The organism is Oceanicoccus sagamiensis (genome assembly GCF_002117105.1).
Taxonomy (GTDB): domain Bacteria; phylum Pseudomonadota; class Gammaproteobacteria; order Pseudomonadales; family Dasaniaceae; genus Oceanicoccus; species Oceanicoccus sagamiensis.
Genome location: NZ_CP019343.1, coordinates 1,652,654 through 1,669,757, shown reverse-complemented (window position 1 = coordinate 1,669,757; position 17,104 = coordinate 1,652,654). Strand labels below are relative to the sequence as shown.

Here is a 17,104-nt window from a genome sequence, read left to right as displayed (position 1 = left end):
ATGGCAAGCGGAAAAGAAATACGTACTCAAATATCGAGTATCCAAAGTACGCAGAAAATTACCAGCGCAATGGAAATGGTTGCCGCTAGTAAAATGCGTAAAGCGCAGGACCGTATGGAAGTCGGTAAACCTTATGCGCAGCGGATTCGTTCGGTAGTTGGTCATATTGCTAACGCAAATCCAGAGTACAAACATATGTACATGCTGGAAAGAGAAGTAAAACGCGTAGGTTTTATTATTGTATCGACTGACCGTGGTTTATGTGGCGGCTTAAACATTAACTTGTTTAAAGCTGGCATCAAAACCATGCAGTCTTACGCAGATCAGGATATCGAGATTGATGTCTGTACTGTGGGTGCAAAAGCTGCGGGCTTCTTCAACAGTTACGGCGGCAATGTAGTAGCTGCAGTGCGTGACCTGGGTGAAGATCCTGCGATTGCCGATTTAATCGGTAGCGTAAAAGTTATGCTCGACGCTTATAGCGAAGGCAAGATCGATAAATTGTATCTGGTAGGCAACGAGTTTGTTAACACCATGACGCAAAACCCTACAGTGCAACAGTTGTTGCCACTGCAGGCAGAAGATGACGAGACCTTGAAGCATCATTGGGATTATTTGTATGAGCCCGATGCTGAAGAATTGTTAGAAGGCTTACTGACTCGTTATGTTGAATCGCAGGTTTATCAGGCTGTTGTAGAAAACGGCGCCTGTGAACAAGCATCGCGGATGTTAGCGATGAAAAATGCGACCGATAACGCGGGCGACCTGATTGACGACTTACAGTTGGTTTACAACAAAGCACGTCAGGCAGCGATTACCCAAGAGCTTTCTGAAATTGTTAGTGGTGCAGCCGCAATTAGCAGCTAAGCAACACACACATGACAGATCAAACAGAATTTAATTTTGATGGCGAAGCCGAGAAGGCCAAGCCCGAAAATCCTAAAGAGGAACCGGAAATGAGTAGCGGACAAATCGTTCAGATCATTGGCGCGGTAATCGACGTGGAATTCCCACGCGACGCAGTCCCCCAGGTTTATGACGCACTAACAGTCACCGAAAAAGGTTTGACGTTGGAAGTACAACAGCAATTGGGCGACGGTGTCGTTCGCGCAATCGCGATGGGTTCTTCTGAAGGTGTTAGCCGTGGTTTGGCAGTAGCCAACACAGGCGCTCCAGTTTCTGTACCGGTGGGTACTGAAACACTGGGTCGTATCATGGACGTACTAGGCAACCCAATTGATGAGTGTGGCCCAATCGGTGAAAAAGAGCGCGCCTCTATCCACCGTAAAGCGCCTGCTTATGATGAATTGGCAGCCTCTGAAGAATTGCTGGAAACCGGTATCAAAGTTATCGATCTGGTTTGTCCATTCGCCAAGGGTGGTAAAGTTGGTCTATTCGGTGGTGCGGGTGTTGGTAAAACCGTAAACATGATGGAATTGATCAACAACATCGCGACTGAGCACTCAGGTCTATCTGTATTCGCAGGTGTTGGTGAGCGTACTCGTGAAGGTAACGATTTCTACTACGAAATGCAGGAAGCTGGCGTTGTAAACGTTGAAGAATTCAGCAAGTCAAAAGTAGCGATGGTTTACGGTCAGATGAATGAGCCTCCAGGTAACAGACTACGTGTTGCTTTGACTGGTTTGACCATGGCGGAAAAATTCCGTGACGAAGGTAAAGACGTTCTATTGTTCGTTGATAACATCTATCGTTACACACTGGCGGGAACCGAAGTATCGGCACTGCTAGGTCGTATGCCTTCTGCGGTGGGTTACCAGCCTACACTGGCTCAGGAAATGGGTGAGTTGCAGGAACGTATTACTTCAACCAAGACCGGTTCTATCACTTCTATCCAAGCGGTATACGTACCGGCGGATGATTTGACCGATCCATCACCAGCAACCACGTTTGCTCACCTGGATTCGACGGTTGTACTTTCTCGTGATATCGCTGCAAAGGGTATTTACCCTGCGGTAGATCCACTGGACTCTACTTCACGTCAGCTAGATCCACTGATCATTGGTCAAGAGCACTATGAAGTTGCTCGTGGCGTTCAGTCAGTGCTTCAGCGTTATAAAGAACTGAAAGACATTATCGCCATCCTGGGTATGGACGAACTGTCTGAAGAAGATAAGCAAACTGTAAACCGTGCACGTAAGATTGAGCGTTTCCTATCTCAGCCTTTCCACGTTGCAGAAGTATTTACCGGCTCTCCCGGTAAGTATGTTTCTTTGAAAGACACTATCTCAAGCTTCAAAGGCCTGTTATCAGGTGAGTACGATCACATTCCAGAGCAAGCGTTCTACATGTGTGGTGGTATTGATGAAGTGCTTGAAAAAGCGAAGTCTATGTAAGAAACGCTTCAGCGTTTCTTACACTTCATAACGAATAGGCGTACTATTTATGGCTATGACAGTACATTGCGACATTGTTAGTGCAGAGGAAGAAATTTACTCTGGGCTGGTAGAAATGCTCGTGGCGACAGGTGCATTAGGGGATTTAGGTATTGGCTATGGCCACGCCCCTCTGCTGACATCTTTGGAGCCAGGTCCCATTCGCATTAAAAAACAAGATGGCGAAGAAGAAGTTTACTACGTCTCTGGTGGTTTCCTGGAAGTTCAGCCCGGTACCGTTAGCGTATTAGCCGATACGGCTGTTCGCGCTGGTGATATCGACGAAGCTTCAGCGCTGGAAGCCCAGAAAGAAGCTGAACAGGCTCTGGCCAATCAGTCCGGTGACTTCGACTACGGCAAGGCAAGCGCTCAGCTGGCTGCTGCCACCGCACAACTTAGAACTTTGCAGGCCATCCGTAAAAAGATGGGCTAAACAACTGCATTAGTTCCGAATAAAAGGGTAGCTTAGGCTACCCTTTTTTGTTTACCCTACTACAATAATAAAAACAGTGAAAATCCAATAAAAACGGCAACTTAGCTCGAATAATAACCAATATAGGCTGCCGTCGAAAAAGGAAAAGCAAGTGACAACCGAAGTTGTAATCCTGGCTGCGGGCAAAGGCACCCGTATGCGCTCTAAGCTACCTAAGGTTTTGCATCCAGTTGCAGGCAAGCCTATGGTTGGTCATGTAATTGATACTGCAAAGAAAATCCAGGCTGACGCCATCCATGTGGTGATAGGCCATGGTGCAGAACAGGTACAGCAATGCTTTGCCGAAAGTGACCTGCACTGGGCTATCCAGAGTGAACAACTAGGCACAGGCCATGCAGTAGCCCAGGCCATGCCCGCCGTTAAAGCAGATAGCATTGTCCTTATTGCCTATGGTGATGTGCCTTTGGTCGCTGCAGAAACATTAGCAGCCCTGGTTGCAGCGGCTAATGAGACGACTTTATCTCTATTAACCGTCCACCTCGATAATCCGACCGGTTATGGCCGTATTGTAAGAGAGGCGGGTGCCATCACGGCTATTGTTGAGCAAAAGGATGCCAGCGAAGAGCAGTTAGGCATTAACGAAGTTAATACTGGCATACTGGCAGTATCAGCAGAAAAACTTAATCAATGGTTGCCCACACTGTCATCAAATAATGCACAGGGTGAGTATTACCTAACCGATATCATCGCTATGGCAGTTAATGATGGTATGACCGTCACTGCCCAACACCCTCAATCGGCGATGGAAGTAGAGGGTGCGAATAATCGTGCACAGGTTGCTGGTTTGGAACGTTTTTACCAGCAGCAACAAGCTCAGCGTTTAATGACCGAAGGGGCGACTCTGGCGGACCCTGCTCGTATTGATATTCGAGGCGAATTATCCATTGGCCAGGATATCTTTATTGATATTAACTGTGTCTTTGTTGGCGACGTGAGTATTGCTGACGATGTTATTATTGGCCCTAATTGCGTTATTGAAAATTCTACTGTTGGTAAAGGTACTGTTATTAAAGCCAATAGTATTTTAGAAAATGCCACCGTTGCAGAACAATGTGATATCGGACCCTTTGCCAGATTGCGCCCAGGCTCTGTTTTATCCAACAAAGCCAAAGTCGGCAATTTTGTAGAAACCAAAAAAGCCAATATTGGTGAAGGCAGCAAAGTTAATCATCTGACTTATATTGGCGATAGTAATATCGGCAAAGGGGTTAATGTCGGTGCAGGTACCATTACATGCAATTACGATGGTGTTAATAAATCGACCACCAATATCGGTGACGGAGCTTTTATCGGCTCCAATAGCTCACTGGTAGCGCCAGTCAATATAGGCAGTAATGCTACCGTTGGTGCTGGCTCTACTATTAGCAATGATGTTGCTGATGAGCAGTTAAGCGTGGCCCGTGGCAAACAAAAAAATCTCGATGGCTGGAAACGACCCACTAAAAAATCTTGAACTTATTGAAATAGGCCTTAGGTAAAACTATGTGTGGAATTGTAGGCGCGGCGGCGCGAAGAGAAGTTTCAGCAATATTGGTAGAAGGATTAAAGCGCCTTGAATACAGAGGTTATGATTCAGCGGGTGTCGCTATTATTGACGGTGATGGAAACATTGGTTGTCATAAAAAGCTGGGTAAGGTTGCTGTTTTAGACGAAGCGGTTTTACAACAACCGCTGGCTGGTGCGACAGGTATCGCGCATACGCGGTGGGCAACCCACGGCCAACCCTCTGAAGCCAATGCGCATCCACATGTATCTGCTGATCAAATAGCGCTGGTTCATAACGGCATTATCGAAAACCATGAAGAGCTTCGTGAGTCACTAACCGCGCAGGGTTATACCTTTAACTCACAAACCGATACAGAAACCATTGTTCACCTGATTCATTCGAAAATAACAACCGGTCTTAATTTATTAGATGCGGTGAATGCGGCGGTTAAAGAATTAGAAGGTGCTTTTGGTCTGGCAGTTATTAATAGAGATGAACCGGAAACCATTATCTGTGCTCGCAGCGGCAGCCCATTGGTTTTAGGCTTAGGTATAGGGGAAAACTTCTTAGCCTCTGATCAACTGGCCCTGCGTCAGGTTACCGATCGTTTTATTTATCTCGAAGAGGGCGACTTCGCTGAAATTACACCCGATAGTTATAGAATTTGGGACAAAGACGGCGCAGAAGTTGAACGTGAAAAACTACACCTAACCGATCGGGCTGAGTCGGCCAGTAAAGGTAAGTACCGTCACTATATGCTCAAAGAAATTTATGAGCAGCCTGACGTCATTAGAAATACCTTGCAGGGTCGCATTGGTAAAGACCAAATTTTAGAACAGGCTTTTGGTACTGAGGCCAAAGCGATATTGGATAAAACCAAGGCGGTACAAATTGTTGCCTGTGGTACCAGCTATCATTCCGGTATGGTGGCACAGTATTGGATAGAAGGCATTGCTGGTATTCCTTGCCGTGTTGAAGTGGCCAGTGAATTCCGCTATCGAAAATTTGTGGTTCAAGAAGATACGCTGCTTGTTACCATTTCTCAATCTGGCGAAACCGCAGATTCTTTAGCGGCTTTACGTTTGGCAAAAACCCTGGGTTATGCCTCCACCATGACCATCTGTAATGTGGCGCAGAGCTCCTTAGTCCGTGAGTCGGATTTAGCCCTGATGACAGAAGCCGGCCCGGAAATCGGCGTAGCTTCAACCAAGGCTTTTACCACCCAGCTAGTCGCTTTAATGTTGCTAACGGTTGCGCTGGGGCGTCGCCGAGGCTTAAATAAAGAGTCTGAAGCTGAGATTGTTCAGGCGCTACATGGCCTACCCACATTGCTCGAAGAAACCCTGACCCTGGATAAGCCTATCCATAAAATGTCAGAAGCTTTTGCCGAAAAACATAATGCCTTATTTTTAGGTCGCGGCGCACAATGGCCTATCGCGATGGAAGGGGCTTTAAAGCTTAAAGAAATCTCTTATATCCACGCCGAAAGCTATGCCGCGGGTGAATTAAAGCACGGTCCATTGGCTTTAGTTGATGCCGAAATGCCGATTGTTGCGGTTGCCCCCAATGATGAATTATTGGAAAAACTAAAATCCAATCTGGAAGAAGTACAGGCCAGAGGCGGTGAATTATTTGTTTTTGCTGATAAGGCTTCAGGGTTTAGCAGTGGTGAAGGTGTGCATGTCATCAGTGTGCCCCATGTTGCCGATGTTATCGCACCGATTATCTATACCATCCCGTTACAGCTATTGTCTTATCATGTTGCCGTATTAAAAGGCACCGATGTTGACCAGCCAAGAAATCTCGCGAAATCAGTGACTGTAGAATAACTCGTAGGGTGGATTATAATCCACCAGCCCTCCTGGACTGTACTAGTACCGTTGGTGGATTATAATCCACCCTACGACTATCGCTCCAGGAGGCCTACAATGTCTATCACTAAAATCCACCATATCAACTTTCTGGTCAAAGACCTTGATCAGGGCATTGAGCAATACAAAAAGTTATTGGGTACCCGTGATTTTATTGTGGATGCATTGCCGGGCCGCGGGGTAAAAACCGCAAGAACCCGAGTCGGTGAATCCTGGTTGGTACTAATTCAACCGGTTGATATGTCTGGTATCCCCGGCCAGCATCTAGAGCAGCATGGCGAGGGCTTTTTCCTGATTTCCTACGGTGTCGATGATTTGGCAACGGCCGCAGAGCAGGTGATCGCCAATGGCAGTGAAATGACCAGTGCCGAATCCCGCAAAGGTCTTGAAAACTGGCAGGTTTGGGATATTACGATGGAAGATACCTTCGGTGCCCAAATTCAGTTATGTGAAGAGCGGGACTAATTTCCAATCATTCCAAGAAAAACCCCAAAAATCGCACAGTTTTATAATAACGGCATATACTTAACCTAGCTTTGAACCAAAGTTCAATGCTTGCCGTACATAAAAAATATTAAAAAATCGGATCACACATTTGCAAGACCTACCGGGGAGATAAACCATGTTCAGAAAGTCCGTGTTGGCCTCAACTATAGGGGCGATCAATATTGCCTTGTTATCAGGGGCTGTGCCCTCGATAGCTCTGGCTCAACAAGCCACCGTCGAAGAAGTCGTCGTTACCGCACGTAAGCGGGAAGAAAATTTACAGGATGTGCCCATTGCAATCACGGCATTTACTGAAAAAACTATAGACCGGGCAGGTATTGAGCGTCCGCAGGACTTTATTGCCCTAACCCCCAACGTCACCATCGTTGATTCCGCCAATGCCGGTGATACTCAGGTGACTATCCGTGGTATTACCTCAACCCGTGACGCCGAAGGCACTTTTGCCTATGTGGTCGATGGTGTGCTGGTGACCAACCCCAATGGTTTTAACGGTGAGTTATTTGATATCCAACAGATTGAAGTACTCAAAGGCCCACAGGGTGCTTTATATGGCCGTAACGCGGTTTCGGGTGCCATTATTGTTACCACCAAAAAGCCGGGTGAAGAATTTGAAGGGTCTATTACCGGCGGTGTTGGCTCCAATGAATTACAAAAAGTCCGTTTAACCGCCAGTGGCCCTATTGCCGATGGCTTAAAAGGTAGCTTCGCTTTTAGTAACCGTGAAGATGACGGCGATAATAGCAACTCCTTTACCGGTAAAGACGGTTCGGTGGATTTCCTGGAAGAACAAAACTTCCGTGGCCGCTTAATTTGGGATGTTAGCGATCGCCTAACCCTGGATGCTACCGCCAGCTATCGCGATGTAGAGTCCGGTGCGATTAACTTTAACGCGGTCTTTGCATTGCCAGATGCTGCGGTTAATTTTGGTGATCCTGCCCTGTATAAAGATGTGAACGATCACGAATTTGATTTTCGCTTTAATGTCCCAGGACAAAACGAGCAGGAAACAACGACCTTTTCGTTAAAAGCGGATTACGAAATGGATGAAGCCATCGTCACGGCAGTATTTGCCTATGATGATATGGAAGAGTTTTTAATCTCTGACGGCACCAGCGCCGCTTTCGGCTTATATTCCTTTGATTTTGGTGCCGGCGCATTACCACCTGCACCCACCAAAGAAGCGCAGGCAGCTTGTTCTTCCAGCTACCAGCAGCTGTTGACTGATGGCGCCTATGCCCCCGGTGCCAATGCGCCGTTCTTCGCCTTTCCCGGTAGTGTGCCAGGTGAAGCGGTTGATTTGGGTATCGCCCCTTTCTATGGCCTAAATGCTTTATTACCTCCCTATACACAATCAACCTGTGATGGTTATCAATACCAGCAGCGCGATCAGGAAAGCACCAGCCTGGAATTACGTATCGCTTCCAAAGATACCGACAAGCTTAGCTGGATGGGCGGTATCTATCTTGCCCAAATTGAACGTGAAGTTGCGGTTTCTTACGGCGCCGATTTAGGCGATGGCTTTTTTGCTGAAAAACCCTTTGTAGAAAACCGTACCGACCTGTTGTTCTGGGACGAATTTGAAACTGATGTTTACGCTATCTTCGGTAGTATCGATTATGAGATTAATGCTGAACACAGTGTTTCTTTAGCTGCACGTTATGATGAAGAAGAGCGTGAAGTTTCTAACAATGTGCCTAATGTGGCCTCGGCCCAGGCCTTTGGCGGCGGCGGACCGATTAACCCCGCTTATGCACTGACCAGCACCATTGAAGACCGTGATGAAGAGTTTTCACAGTTCCAGCCCAAAGTATCCTGGAACTGGGGCTTTAGTGAAGAAGCGTCTATGTATGCCAGTTACGGTGTCGGTTTCCGCAGCGGTGGCTTTAATAACCTGGGTAGCTCCGCATTGGTAGAGTCAGCTTATGCCAATATCCCCACCCGCCCGGCAAACCTGAACGACGACTACGAGAAAGAAGTTTCCAAGTCTTTTGAGTTAGGTGTTAAATCCGAATTTATGGACAAGCGCTTGCGGGTTAATGCTGCAGTGTTCCACACCGAAGTAGAAGACAGCCAGTTCTTTAACTTCCTCGCCGGTGGCTTTGGTATTTTACGTGTTGTGACCAATATTGATGAAGTCACCTTGCAAGGTGCAGAAGTAGACTTCCAGTATTTGGCCACGCAAAATATTTCGTTCTACGGTGCCTTGGGTTTAACCGACAGCGAGATCGATAAAAATACCAACCGCCCCTATACCGAAGGCAATGAAATGCCTTTGACCCCTGATATGACCGGTAACCTGGGCATACAGTGGGTTAGTGAAGTGGCGCAGGAAATCGATTTTGTGGCCCGTCTTGACTGGCAGTATGTCGGTGAAACCTGGTTCAGTACGGTGCAGGATGACACCACGCTAAATGCTTTTACCGATGTATCAGCCACCTATCAAACGGTTGGTGCTGTGTTTGGTGATGTGACACAGACACCACCGGGCCCAGGTATTCCTGCGGACGGTATTATCGGCTTTGGTACCAGTAAGTACGATAAAGGCCAGCGGGACGCTTACGATTTATTAAATCTGCGTCTAAGCCTTGAAGGTCCCTCATGGACACTGACAGCCTGGGGTGACAATATTCTGGACGAAGATTATCTGGAAGAAATTATTCCAGCGCCTGAGTTTGGTGGTTACTTTATTCACCCAGCTAAAGGTGAGTCCTATGGTTTAGATTTTACCTACCGCTTCTAAGTGCTAACCGTGAAGTAAAAAAAGCGGCCCACAGGGCCGCTTTTTTGTAGGGTGGATTCTAATCCACCAAACCTGCATGCAAAGGTGGATTACAATCCACCCCACGATACTATTCTTATCCAAAGCTTCAAATAATGACTTCTCCTTATTGAATGCCTTCTAGTTGCCAAGTTTATCAATACCTAAAAATAGCAAGACTGGAAAAGCTTCTATTATCGCAAAACTCTACGATAGACCCCTCAAATAATGATAATTTACCAGGAGAAGTACTATGAAGGCTTATATTTTAGGTTCCGCTATCACGTTGATTGCAAGCAATACCTGGGCAGCACTCTATGATCTTGAAGGCTCAGGTCAATTTGATGCGGTGAATGATTTGCAGGACTCCACTTATGAATTCAGTTTGCAAAACGCTGTGATAGAAACAAACGGTGTATTTGAATACCGCCAATCAAAAACGATGATCACGCAAGTGGGGACCATCTATGTGGTCAGTGACTTTGTTCTTGATACTATCAACAAAACCAGCACCGAGGTGATCGTTAGCTGTGGCGATGCCGACGGCGGCTGGGTTGGCGAGCATGTTTGTCACCCTGCCTTGGAGCAAATTGCTAATCAAGATCAAATAATTACAGACATCAGTGATACATTAGCGTCAGATGGCCGCGGCGGTTTTACCTGGATTAAAGCCGGTGATATTGATACCCACTATGGCCCGGGCTATGACTATGCAGAGTTTCATTTAATTCAGATATCTGAAGTGCCAGTGCCTGCGGCCGCATGGCTATTTGGTTCAGCGCTGCTGGGTTTAGCGGGTTTTAAGCGAAAGCACAGCTATTGCTGAAATTATCTATTATCAAGGCTGCCACGGCAGCCTTTTTATCTAGTCAGCCCGTAGGGTGGATTACAATCCACCGGTATAGGGTACTCATAGCTGGGCTTGGTGGATTGTAATCCACCCTACGATACTTCCCAGAGCGCTTGTGAAAATACGGGGTAGGCCTCGCGAAGCCCATTAAAATTCAAACATCATCAAAGACCTAAACCAACGACAGGTATAAAGGTGTGAAACAGCAGTAGATTCTAATCCCCCCTGCAAGCTATGATCACAGGATGAATATCAGAGAAGCTACCCAAGCTGACTGGCCTGCGATATGGCCGATCTTCCACGACATTGTTTCCACAGGTGATACCTATGCCTATAAGGTGGACACAACAAAAGAACAGGCCGAGGCAATATGGTTAAGTGCGCCACGCAAAACCTATGTGGTTGAAGAGGGTGGAGCAATACTCGGCACCTATTATATAAAAACCAATCAATCAGGCCCTGGTAGCCATATCTGTAATTGTGGCTATATGGTTTCCTCCGCCGCAAGAGGCAAAGGGCTGGCAACATCAATGTGTGAGCACTCCCAGACAATAGCCTTAGAACTGGGCTATAAGGGGATGCAATTTAACTTTGTTGCCTCTAGTAATAAAGGGGCTATTAGCTTGTGGAATAAACAGGGATTTAAAACCGTGGGTCGTTTGCCTGGGGCTTTCAATCACCCAGTCGAGGGTTATATAGACGCCTTGGTGATGTTTAAGTGGTTAGAGCAGCCAGAATAGAAGGGCAATAAAAAAGCCTATTTTAGCTAATGACTAAAATAGGCTTGATTAAAATAATCCGCTGCATAAAAACAACAGACAATAATGAGCAGCGATTAAAACTTAATATGCGCAGAAACCCGCACAGTTCTTGGCTCAAAAATCCGGAAATGAATATCTTCTACCGGGGCCGCTTCACTGGCCAGTTGTGACTCATAATAATATTCAATATCACGATCATCACTATCTAACAGATTAATCACTTCCAGCTTCACGCCAAATTCATCCCAATCCTTGCCGGCTAACAGATTAACAATAGTAGAACTTTCGCCTTTAATATCGCCGTTTTCTTCCAACGGTTCCTCACCAAAGTAACGGGCGCGTACACTACCGTAATAACCATTTTTGAAATTGGCACTGACACCTAACTGCACCACATCTTCCAGCGCACCAGGAATTTCGTCACCCAGCGTCGGGTCAAAAGGGTCGGCTTCATCAAACTCCGCATCAGAGTAAGCGTATTCCAAATCCAGCGTCCAGACATCATCAATACGATAGTAAGCCGTAATCTCAACACCACTGCGCTCACTGGAGCGTGTCGCTTCGGTATTACCCGCATCACCTACAAATAATAATTCGCTGTCCAATTCCAATGTCCAAAGGGCGATAGAGGCATTTAAGCGCTCATTGAAAAAGGCGCGCATACCGACTTCATAGCCAAAAGAATCTACCAGTGGATCAACCGTATCAATAGCAGAGCCATCTTCTGGGCTAACCACCGTCGTGGTACCACGGGCATCATTAGAGTGATAACCCTGGCCCATCGCAAAATAGGCTTCATAGTTTTCATTAAAGGAGTAATTGACGCTACCTTTTGCGGTGACAATACTGTCGTCATCAGTACCACCGTTGGCGGTCAAATCAATACCATCGATATTGGTATCCACCAAACCCTTCACATCAAAATCAAAATAATCATAGCGCACACCAAAGGTGGTCCGTAACTTATCGGTCCACTGCATGGTGTTTTGCCAGTAAGCACCGACACTCCATTCTTCCACTTCATCAGCTCTTACCGGGCCGCGTCGAACACCAGCAGTGCTTTTATAGAGGCCAACTTCTTCGATATCGTCATAGCGGAAATCGCCACCAAAGGTATTGCGCATTTTGCCGTTATTGCTATCGAAGTGACGATGGCCCTGACCGCCCCAGATTTTGCGCTCATCAACTTGCTGAAATTGGTCACTATTAATGGGGTCAATGAAATAGCTAAAGTTTGAAAACAAATCCAGCTCATAATCAATCAGATAAGCACTGTATGAAATATGGTCAGAACTATAAGAAGCACTAAGGCTATAGCGGCTGCTTTCACCACCAACGGTCGTATCCACCGTGCCAAACTCATCGAGAGTGCCGTCATCAACCGCACGCTGGGGGATTTGATCGGCGCCGTTCCAGCTATTGTCATAACCCATTAAGGTGACCGAAAAGTCGCCATCATTAATACGGGAGGTATGTTTAACCAGGAAATTGGTTTTGTCGACATCTTCACTGATGTCTTCCCAGGGGCCATCGGTTTCCTGTAGCTCAACCGCATAGAGCAACTGCCCGCCCAATACTGATTGGCTATCGGCAATCAACAGTCGCTGGTAATTATCTTCACCGATAGACAGCTCAATCTCACCTTCTTTAAGCATATTGGCGGTGCTAAAATGCGCGCTACCAGCACTGGAAAAATCACCAACCTGCACATAGTAGGGGCCTTTTTTATACGCCAGATTATCGACCATCTCAGGGATAATAAAATTGATATCGGTATAACCCTGGCCGTGGCCATGAGTGCGCATATTGACCGGCATGCCATCCACATAGGTAGCAAAATCAGTACCGTGGTCCAGATTAAAGCCCCGCAAAAAATACTGGTTGGCCTTACCTGAGCCACTGTGCTGCGTGGCCACCATACCGGGCACCAGCTCCATAATTTCACCGGTGCGGCCCATAGGGCGCAAAGAGATTTCACTTTGGTCAACATAGCCCTCAGAGGCCGATACGGCGGAGCCCACTAAATTGATATTACGGCCAGTAACCATAACATCTTCAATTTCATCGTTGGCATAAGTGTGCGTACTGCCAAGGCTTGCAGTAATGGAAAGGGCTAAAAAATTTAACGTTCTATTCATTATATTTCCCAAAATATAGGTCTGTTGTGAATAAGGGCGGTATACGCCGGCATGTTATAGTTAGATTAACTTTATTTGTCGTAGCGATGCGCGATAATAGGCTAAAACCACTAAGAATCAATATTGATTACAAGGTTTCTAAGTTATGTACCCATCTCTTACGGTGAAAAACCAAGAAGAGATCAATGTAAAAAAACCGCTTATAATAGACAGCTGTCTAATTAAGGCACGCCCAGAGTGAGATAGAGAATTTAAATGGAAAGAGTGATCGCCGAGTTGCGAGCCTGTAATGAAGACGTACCCGTACCCTTAGAGCTGCCGGATATGGATGATATCATCGATGTTGAGGAGCAAATCCTGGTATCGCTGGATAATGAGTTCCGGCAATTTATGCTGACGGTCAGCGATGTGGTTTACGGCACCATGGAGCCTGTGACTGTTGCCGACCCCAATTCTCATACCTATCTGCCCGAAGTAGCTGCGGTAGCCTGGTCACTGGGCGTATCCCGTGAATTAATTCCCCTGTGCGAATATCGTGGTAACTATTATTGCACCAATGAAATAGGTGAAGTGGTCTACTGGGAAAACGGCGCCCTTACCGATGAAGAGCCTTGGGCCAACGTCTGGGTTTGGGCAGAACATGTTTGGTTAAATACGTAGTTGCATACGTAGTTGGATATTTAGTTGGATACAGTGCCCATACTCTATAGCTTTCGTCGCTGCCCCTATGCCATTCGCGCTCGCATGGCCCTGCTATCAAGCAAGATAGCCGTAGAGTTAAGAGAAATCATACTGCGCGATAAGCCCGCTTCAATGCTGGAGTATTCGCCCAAAGGCACCGTGCCGGTTTTAGTCTTAAATGATAACCGGGTGATTGACGAAAGCCGGGAAATTATCAGCTGGGCCTTGCAACACAATGACCCCGAGCAATTACTGAGAACGGATAAAACACAGATCAAGCAACTGATTGATCAAAACGATGGCGACTTTAAAGCCAGCCTGGACCGCTATAAATATGCCGATCGCTACCCGGAAAAAACCATGCTGGAATACCGCAGTGACGGCGAGCAGTTTCTTGCCCTGCTGGAACAGCGCTTAGGGCAGCATCGTTTTTTGATAGACGATAAACCCTCAGTGGCTGATCTGGCTATATTTCCCTTTATCCGCCAGTTTGCCCATGTCGATAAGGCCTGGTTTGACCAGAGTCAATACAATAATCTGCAACGGTGGTTAAATGGCTTTCTAGAATCAGCGGCCTTCGAGCGCTGCATGCAAAAAAGACCACCCTGGAAGCCAGGAGACAGCACCGAATTTTTTCAATAATCGATTTAACCCATGACGAGGTAAGGATTATGAATAGCGAACTACTGACAGGTTTTTTTGGTTGGGGTGCAGTGATTAATTATTTACTGCTAACACTCTGGTTTTTGTTTTTTGTTGCCGCCAGAGATACGGTTTATACACTGCATACTAAGTGGTTTAAGGTATCCGAAGATAGCTTTGATACCATTCACTATTGCGGTATCGGTTTATTTAAGTTGTTGGTATTTGTATTCTTCCTAACACCTTATTTAGTGCTGCGTTTCTTCTCGTAGGGTGGATTGCAATCCACCAAACCGTTATGCTGAAAAATCGGTGGATTATAATCCACCCTACGGTTTATTTTGCTAGAACCACATTGACCAAAAAGTAAATCGCCCCATACCAAACAGCCGTCATTAAAATACCGACTGCAATAAACTGTGAGGCTTTACCGCGCTTAAAGTCTCGCTCTTTATTCTTCTTGCTCTGCACACCAAAAAACGAGGCTAAAACACTGCCGACCATTTGAAAAAAGCTAAGGGGTTTTTCTTCCGAGCCGGCATTGTCATCTTTCATAATTACTACCTGTATCACTATTTATTCAACAAACGCCCGTTCAATCACATAGTGGCCAGCATTGCCGTGACGGGCTTCTTTTAAACCCTGAGCGTCTAAAATCGCGCAGGTATCTTTTAACATACTGGGGCTGCCGCAAATCATAAAGCGATCATCATCTTTATTAAAGGCGGGCAGGCCAATATCAGCGGCCAATTTACCACTGGCTAACAAATCTGTAATGCGGCCTTCATTCTTAAAGGTCTCACGGGTAACCGTAGGGTAATAGATTAACTGCTCTTTAATCTGTTCACCAAAATATTCATTATTGGGCAGATGCTCATTAATCGATTCCTGATAGGCCAACTCATCAATATAGCGACAGCCATGGGTCAGAATCACCTTATCATACTGTTCATAGGTCTCAGGGTCTTTGATAATACTCATAAACGGTGCCAGGCCGGTGCCAGTACTAATAAGGTACAGATTTCTACCGGGTAGCAGATTGTCCAAAATCAAAGTACCTGTCGGTTTGCTGCTGACCAGAATGGTATCACCGGGCTCAATCTTCTGAAGTTCAGAGGTTAGCGGGCCATCGGGCACTTTGATGCTAAAAAACTCCAGCTCATCTTCGTAGTTAGCACTGGCAATACTATAAGCTCTCATTAGCGGCTTACCTTCTCTCTCCAGCCCAATCATCGTGAAATGGCCATTCTTAAACCGAAAGCCCGATTGGCGGGTGGTTTTAAAGCTGAACAGAGTGTCTGTCCAGTGGTTAACGTCGGTGACTTGTTCGGTCAGTAAGTTGCTCATGGTGGTTCCTTAATCTTGCTGTTGAATCATTGGGGCTAGAATAGGGGGGTTGATATATTAGTAAAACGGGTTATTCTTGTTTATATAATCGGTTTTACAGGTATAGAACGATGCGTTATACCCTCAGGCAGCTAGAAGTGTTCCTTGCCACCGCCCATTTTGAAAATGTCACCAAAGCGGCGCAGAGCCTTGCCATGTCCCAGTCTGCGGCGAGTGGGGCGCTTAAAGATCTTGAGCAACAATTCGATATGCAGCTGTTTGACCGGGTCGGCAAACGCCTGCAAGCCAATGAGCAGGGCCTGTCTTTGCGGCCAAAAGCACAGGCCCTGATCGAACAGGCCAGAGCTTTAGAGCAGGAGTTGGTCAACCATAAGGATATTGGCCATATTAAAGTGGGGGCCACCCTCACCATTGGCAATTACCTGGCCGTGGGTCTAATGGCTGAGTTTATGCGGGAGAACCCCAGTGCCGAAATCCAGCTAGAGGTGGCCAATACCGAGGCCATTGCCAAACAGGTGCTTAACTTCGACCTGGACCTTGGTTTAATAGAAGGTGAATTCCACCATGCCGATCTTGAAGTCAGCCACTGGCGTGATGATGAGCTAGTTGTATTTTGTGCCCCCAACCACCCCTTGGCGGCAAAGCAGGTATTAACAGATCAGGATTTGCTAGCCGCTGATTGGATACTAAGGGAAACCGGTTCTGGTACCCGGCAAGGTTTTGACCGCGCTATGCATGGCCTGTTAGCAGAGCAAACAATTAAGTTAGAGTTACAACATACCGAGGCTATCAAACGGGCTGTAGAAGCGGGTTTGGGGATATCCTGTTTATCAAGAATCACCCTTGAAGATGCCTTCCAACGAGGCAACTTAGTCCCTTTATTAGTACCTCACCGAGATTTTCATCGAGCCTTCTACGTTATACTGCATAAAAATAAATACCGCAGCACAGGTATCCAGCGTTGGCTGGCCTTATGTACCCAGTAATATTTTTGCGATAAGGCAAAAATTTTTAAGCATCCCTTGTCATTAAAGCCTGAAGAACGCAGATGATAGCGGCAAGTTGTTATGCTTTTTCAGTGTATTGCTTAAACTACTGATAAACCTAAGTAAAATTCCCTATACCAATATCAGAAAAATAGTCGACAATATTAGTCAAATATAAAAAACATCTGACT

At 46.3% G+C, this 17,104-nt stretch carries 16 protein-coding genes; 13 read left to right on the top strand and 3 right to left on the bottom strand.

Going from position 1 to position 17,104, the window contains the following annotated elements:
* The 9 genes from atpG (at position 1) to BST96_RS07495 (ending at position 11,098) form a co-directional block, all read left to right on the top strand.
* On the top strand, positions 1-867 hold the full coding sequence (atpG, locus tag BST96_RS07535) for a F0F1 ATP synthase subunit gamma (protein WP_085758112.1): 867 nt from the start codon (positions 1-3) through the stop codon (positions 865-867).
* 89 nt (positions 868-956) lie between these two features.
* A complete protein-coding gene (gene atpD, locus BST96_RS07530; protein WP_085760493.1) occupies positions 957-2,354 on the top strand; it encodes a F0F1 ATP synthase subunit beta in 1,398 nt (465 codons plus the stop codon).
* 49 nt (positions 2,355-2,403) lie between these two features.
* On the top strand, positions 2,404-2,826 hold the full coding sequence (locus tag BST96_RS07525; RefSeq protein WP_085758111.1) for a F0F1 ATP synthase subunit epsilon: 423 nt from the start codon (positions 2,404-2,406) through the stop codon (positions 2,824-2,826).
* A 151-nt stretch (positions 2,827-2,977) separates the two neighbouring features.
* Positions 2,978-4,339: a bifunctional UDP-N-acetylglucosamine diphosphorylase/glucosamine-1-phosphate N-acetyltransferase GlmU gene (gene glmU / locus BST96_RS07520; protein ID WP_085758110.1), complete on the top strand. Its 1,362-nt coding sequence runs from the start codon at positions 2,978-2,980 to the stop codon at positions 4,337-4,339.
* A 29-nt stretch (positions 4,340-4,368) separates the two neighbouring features.
* Positions 4,369-6,201, top strand: coding sequence for a glutamine--fructose-6-phosphate transaminase (isomerizing) (glmS, locus tag BST96_RS07515; RefSeq protein ID WP_085758109.1), 1,833 nt, complete (start codon positions 4,369-4,371; stop codon positions 6,199-6,201).
* Positions 6,202-6,300: 99 nt separating this feature from the next.
* Entirely contained in the window at positions 6,301-6,708 is a 408-nt protein-coding gene (locus BST96_RS07510; protein WP_085758108.1) for a VOC family protein, read from the top strand.
* A 157-nt stretch (positions 6,709-6,865) separates the two neighbouring features.
* Positions 6,866-9,490: a TonB-dependent receptor gene (locus tag BST96_RS07505; RefSeq protein WP_085758107.1), complete on the top strand. Its 2,625-nt coding sequence runs from the start codon at positions 6,866-6,868 to the stop codon at positions 9,488-9,490.
* A 271-nt stretch (positions 9,491-9,761) separates the two neighbouring features.
* The gene (locus tag BST96_RS20730) at positions 9,762-10,334 is read left to right on the top strand and encodes a VPLPA-CTERM sorting domain-containing protein (protein ID WP_085758106.1); all 573 of its coding nucleotides are present in this window, start codon (positions 9,762-9,764) and stop codon (positions 10,332-10,334) included.
* A 269-nt stretch (positions 10,335-10,603) separates the two neighbouring features.
* The gene (locus BST96_RS07495) at positions 10,604-11,098 is read left to right on the top strand and encodes a GNAT family N-acetyltransferase (RefSeq protein WP_085758105.1); all 495 of its coding nucleotides are present in this window, start codon (positions 10,604-10,606) and stop codon (positions 11,096-11,098) included.
* A 95-nt stretch (positions 11,099-11,193) separates the two neighbouring features.
* On the opposite strand, the gene BST96_RS07490 is transcribed toward BST96_RS07495, so the two are convergent.
* On the bottom strand, positions 11,194-13,257 hold the full coding sequence (locus BST96_RS07490) for a TonB-dependent receptor (RefSeq protein WP_085758104.1): 2,064 nt from the start codon (positions 13,255-13,257) through the stop codon (positions 11,194-11,196).
* 255 nt (positions 13,258-13,512) lie between these two features.
* Here BST96_RS07490 and BST96_RS07485 point away from each other — a divergent pair, with 255 nt between their 5' ends.
* The 3 genes from BST96_RS07485 to BST96_RS07475 are packed head-to-tail and all read left to right on the top strand — an operon-like array spanning position 13,513 to position 14,852.
* Entirely contained in the window at positions 13,513-13,917 is a 405-nt protein-coding gene (locus BST96_RS07485) for an SMI1/KNR4 family protein (RefSeq protein ID WP_085758103.1), read from the top strand.
* A gap of 33 nt (positions 13,918-13,950) precedes the next feature.
* Positions 13,951-14,580, top strand: a complete 630-nt coding sequence (locus tag BST96_RS07480) for a glutathione S-transferase (protein ID WP_240554935.1) — start codon at positions 13,951-13,953, stop codon at positions 14,578-14,580.
* A gap of 29 nt (positions 14,581-14,609) precedes the next feature.
* Positions 14,610-14,852 (top strand): DUF6868 family protein, encoded by a 243-nt coding sequence (locus tag BST96_RS07475; RefSeq protein WP_085758101.1) that lies wholly within the window; start codon positions 14,610-14,612, stop codon positions 14,850-14,852.
* Positions 14,853-14,916: 64 nt separating this feature from the next.
* On the opposite strand, the gene BST96_RS07470 is transcribed toward BST96_RS07475, so the two are convergent.
* Together BST96_RS07470 and BST96_RS07465 are read right to left on the bottom strand one after the other, a co-directional pair.
* Positions 14,917-15,135: a DUF2970 domain-containing protein gene (locus BST96_RS07470; RefSeq protein WP_085758100.1), complete on the bottom strand. Its 219-nt coding sequence runs from the start codon at positions 15,133-15,135 to the stop codon at positions 14,917-14,919.
* Positions 15,136-15,156: 21 nt separating this feature from the next.
* Positions 15,157-15,927 carry a ferredoxin--NADP reductase gene (locus BST96_RS07465; RefSeq protein WP_085758099.1) on the bottom strand — a complete coding sequence of 257 codons (771 nt, stop codon included), beginning with the start codon at positions 15,925-15,927 and terminating at the stop codon, positions 15,157-15,159.
* Positions 15,928-16,037: 110 nt separating this feature from the next.
* Here BST96_RS07465 and BST96_RS07460 point away from each other — a divergent pair, with 110 nt between their 5' ends.
* Positions 16,038-16,913, top strand: coding sequence for a LysR family transcriptional regulator (locus BST96_RS07460; RefSeq protein ID WP_085758098.1), 876 nt, complete (start codon positions 16,038-16,040; stop codon positions 16,911-16,913).
* Positions 16,914-17,104: the final 191 nt, after the last annotated feature.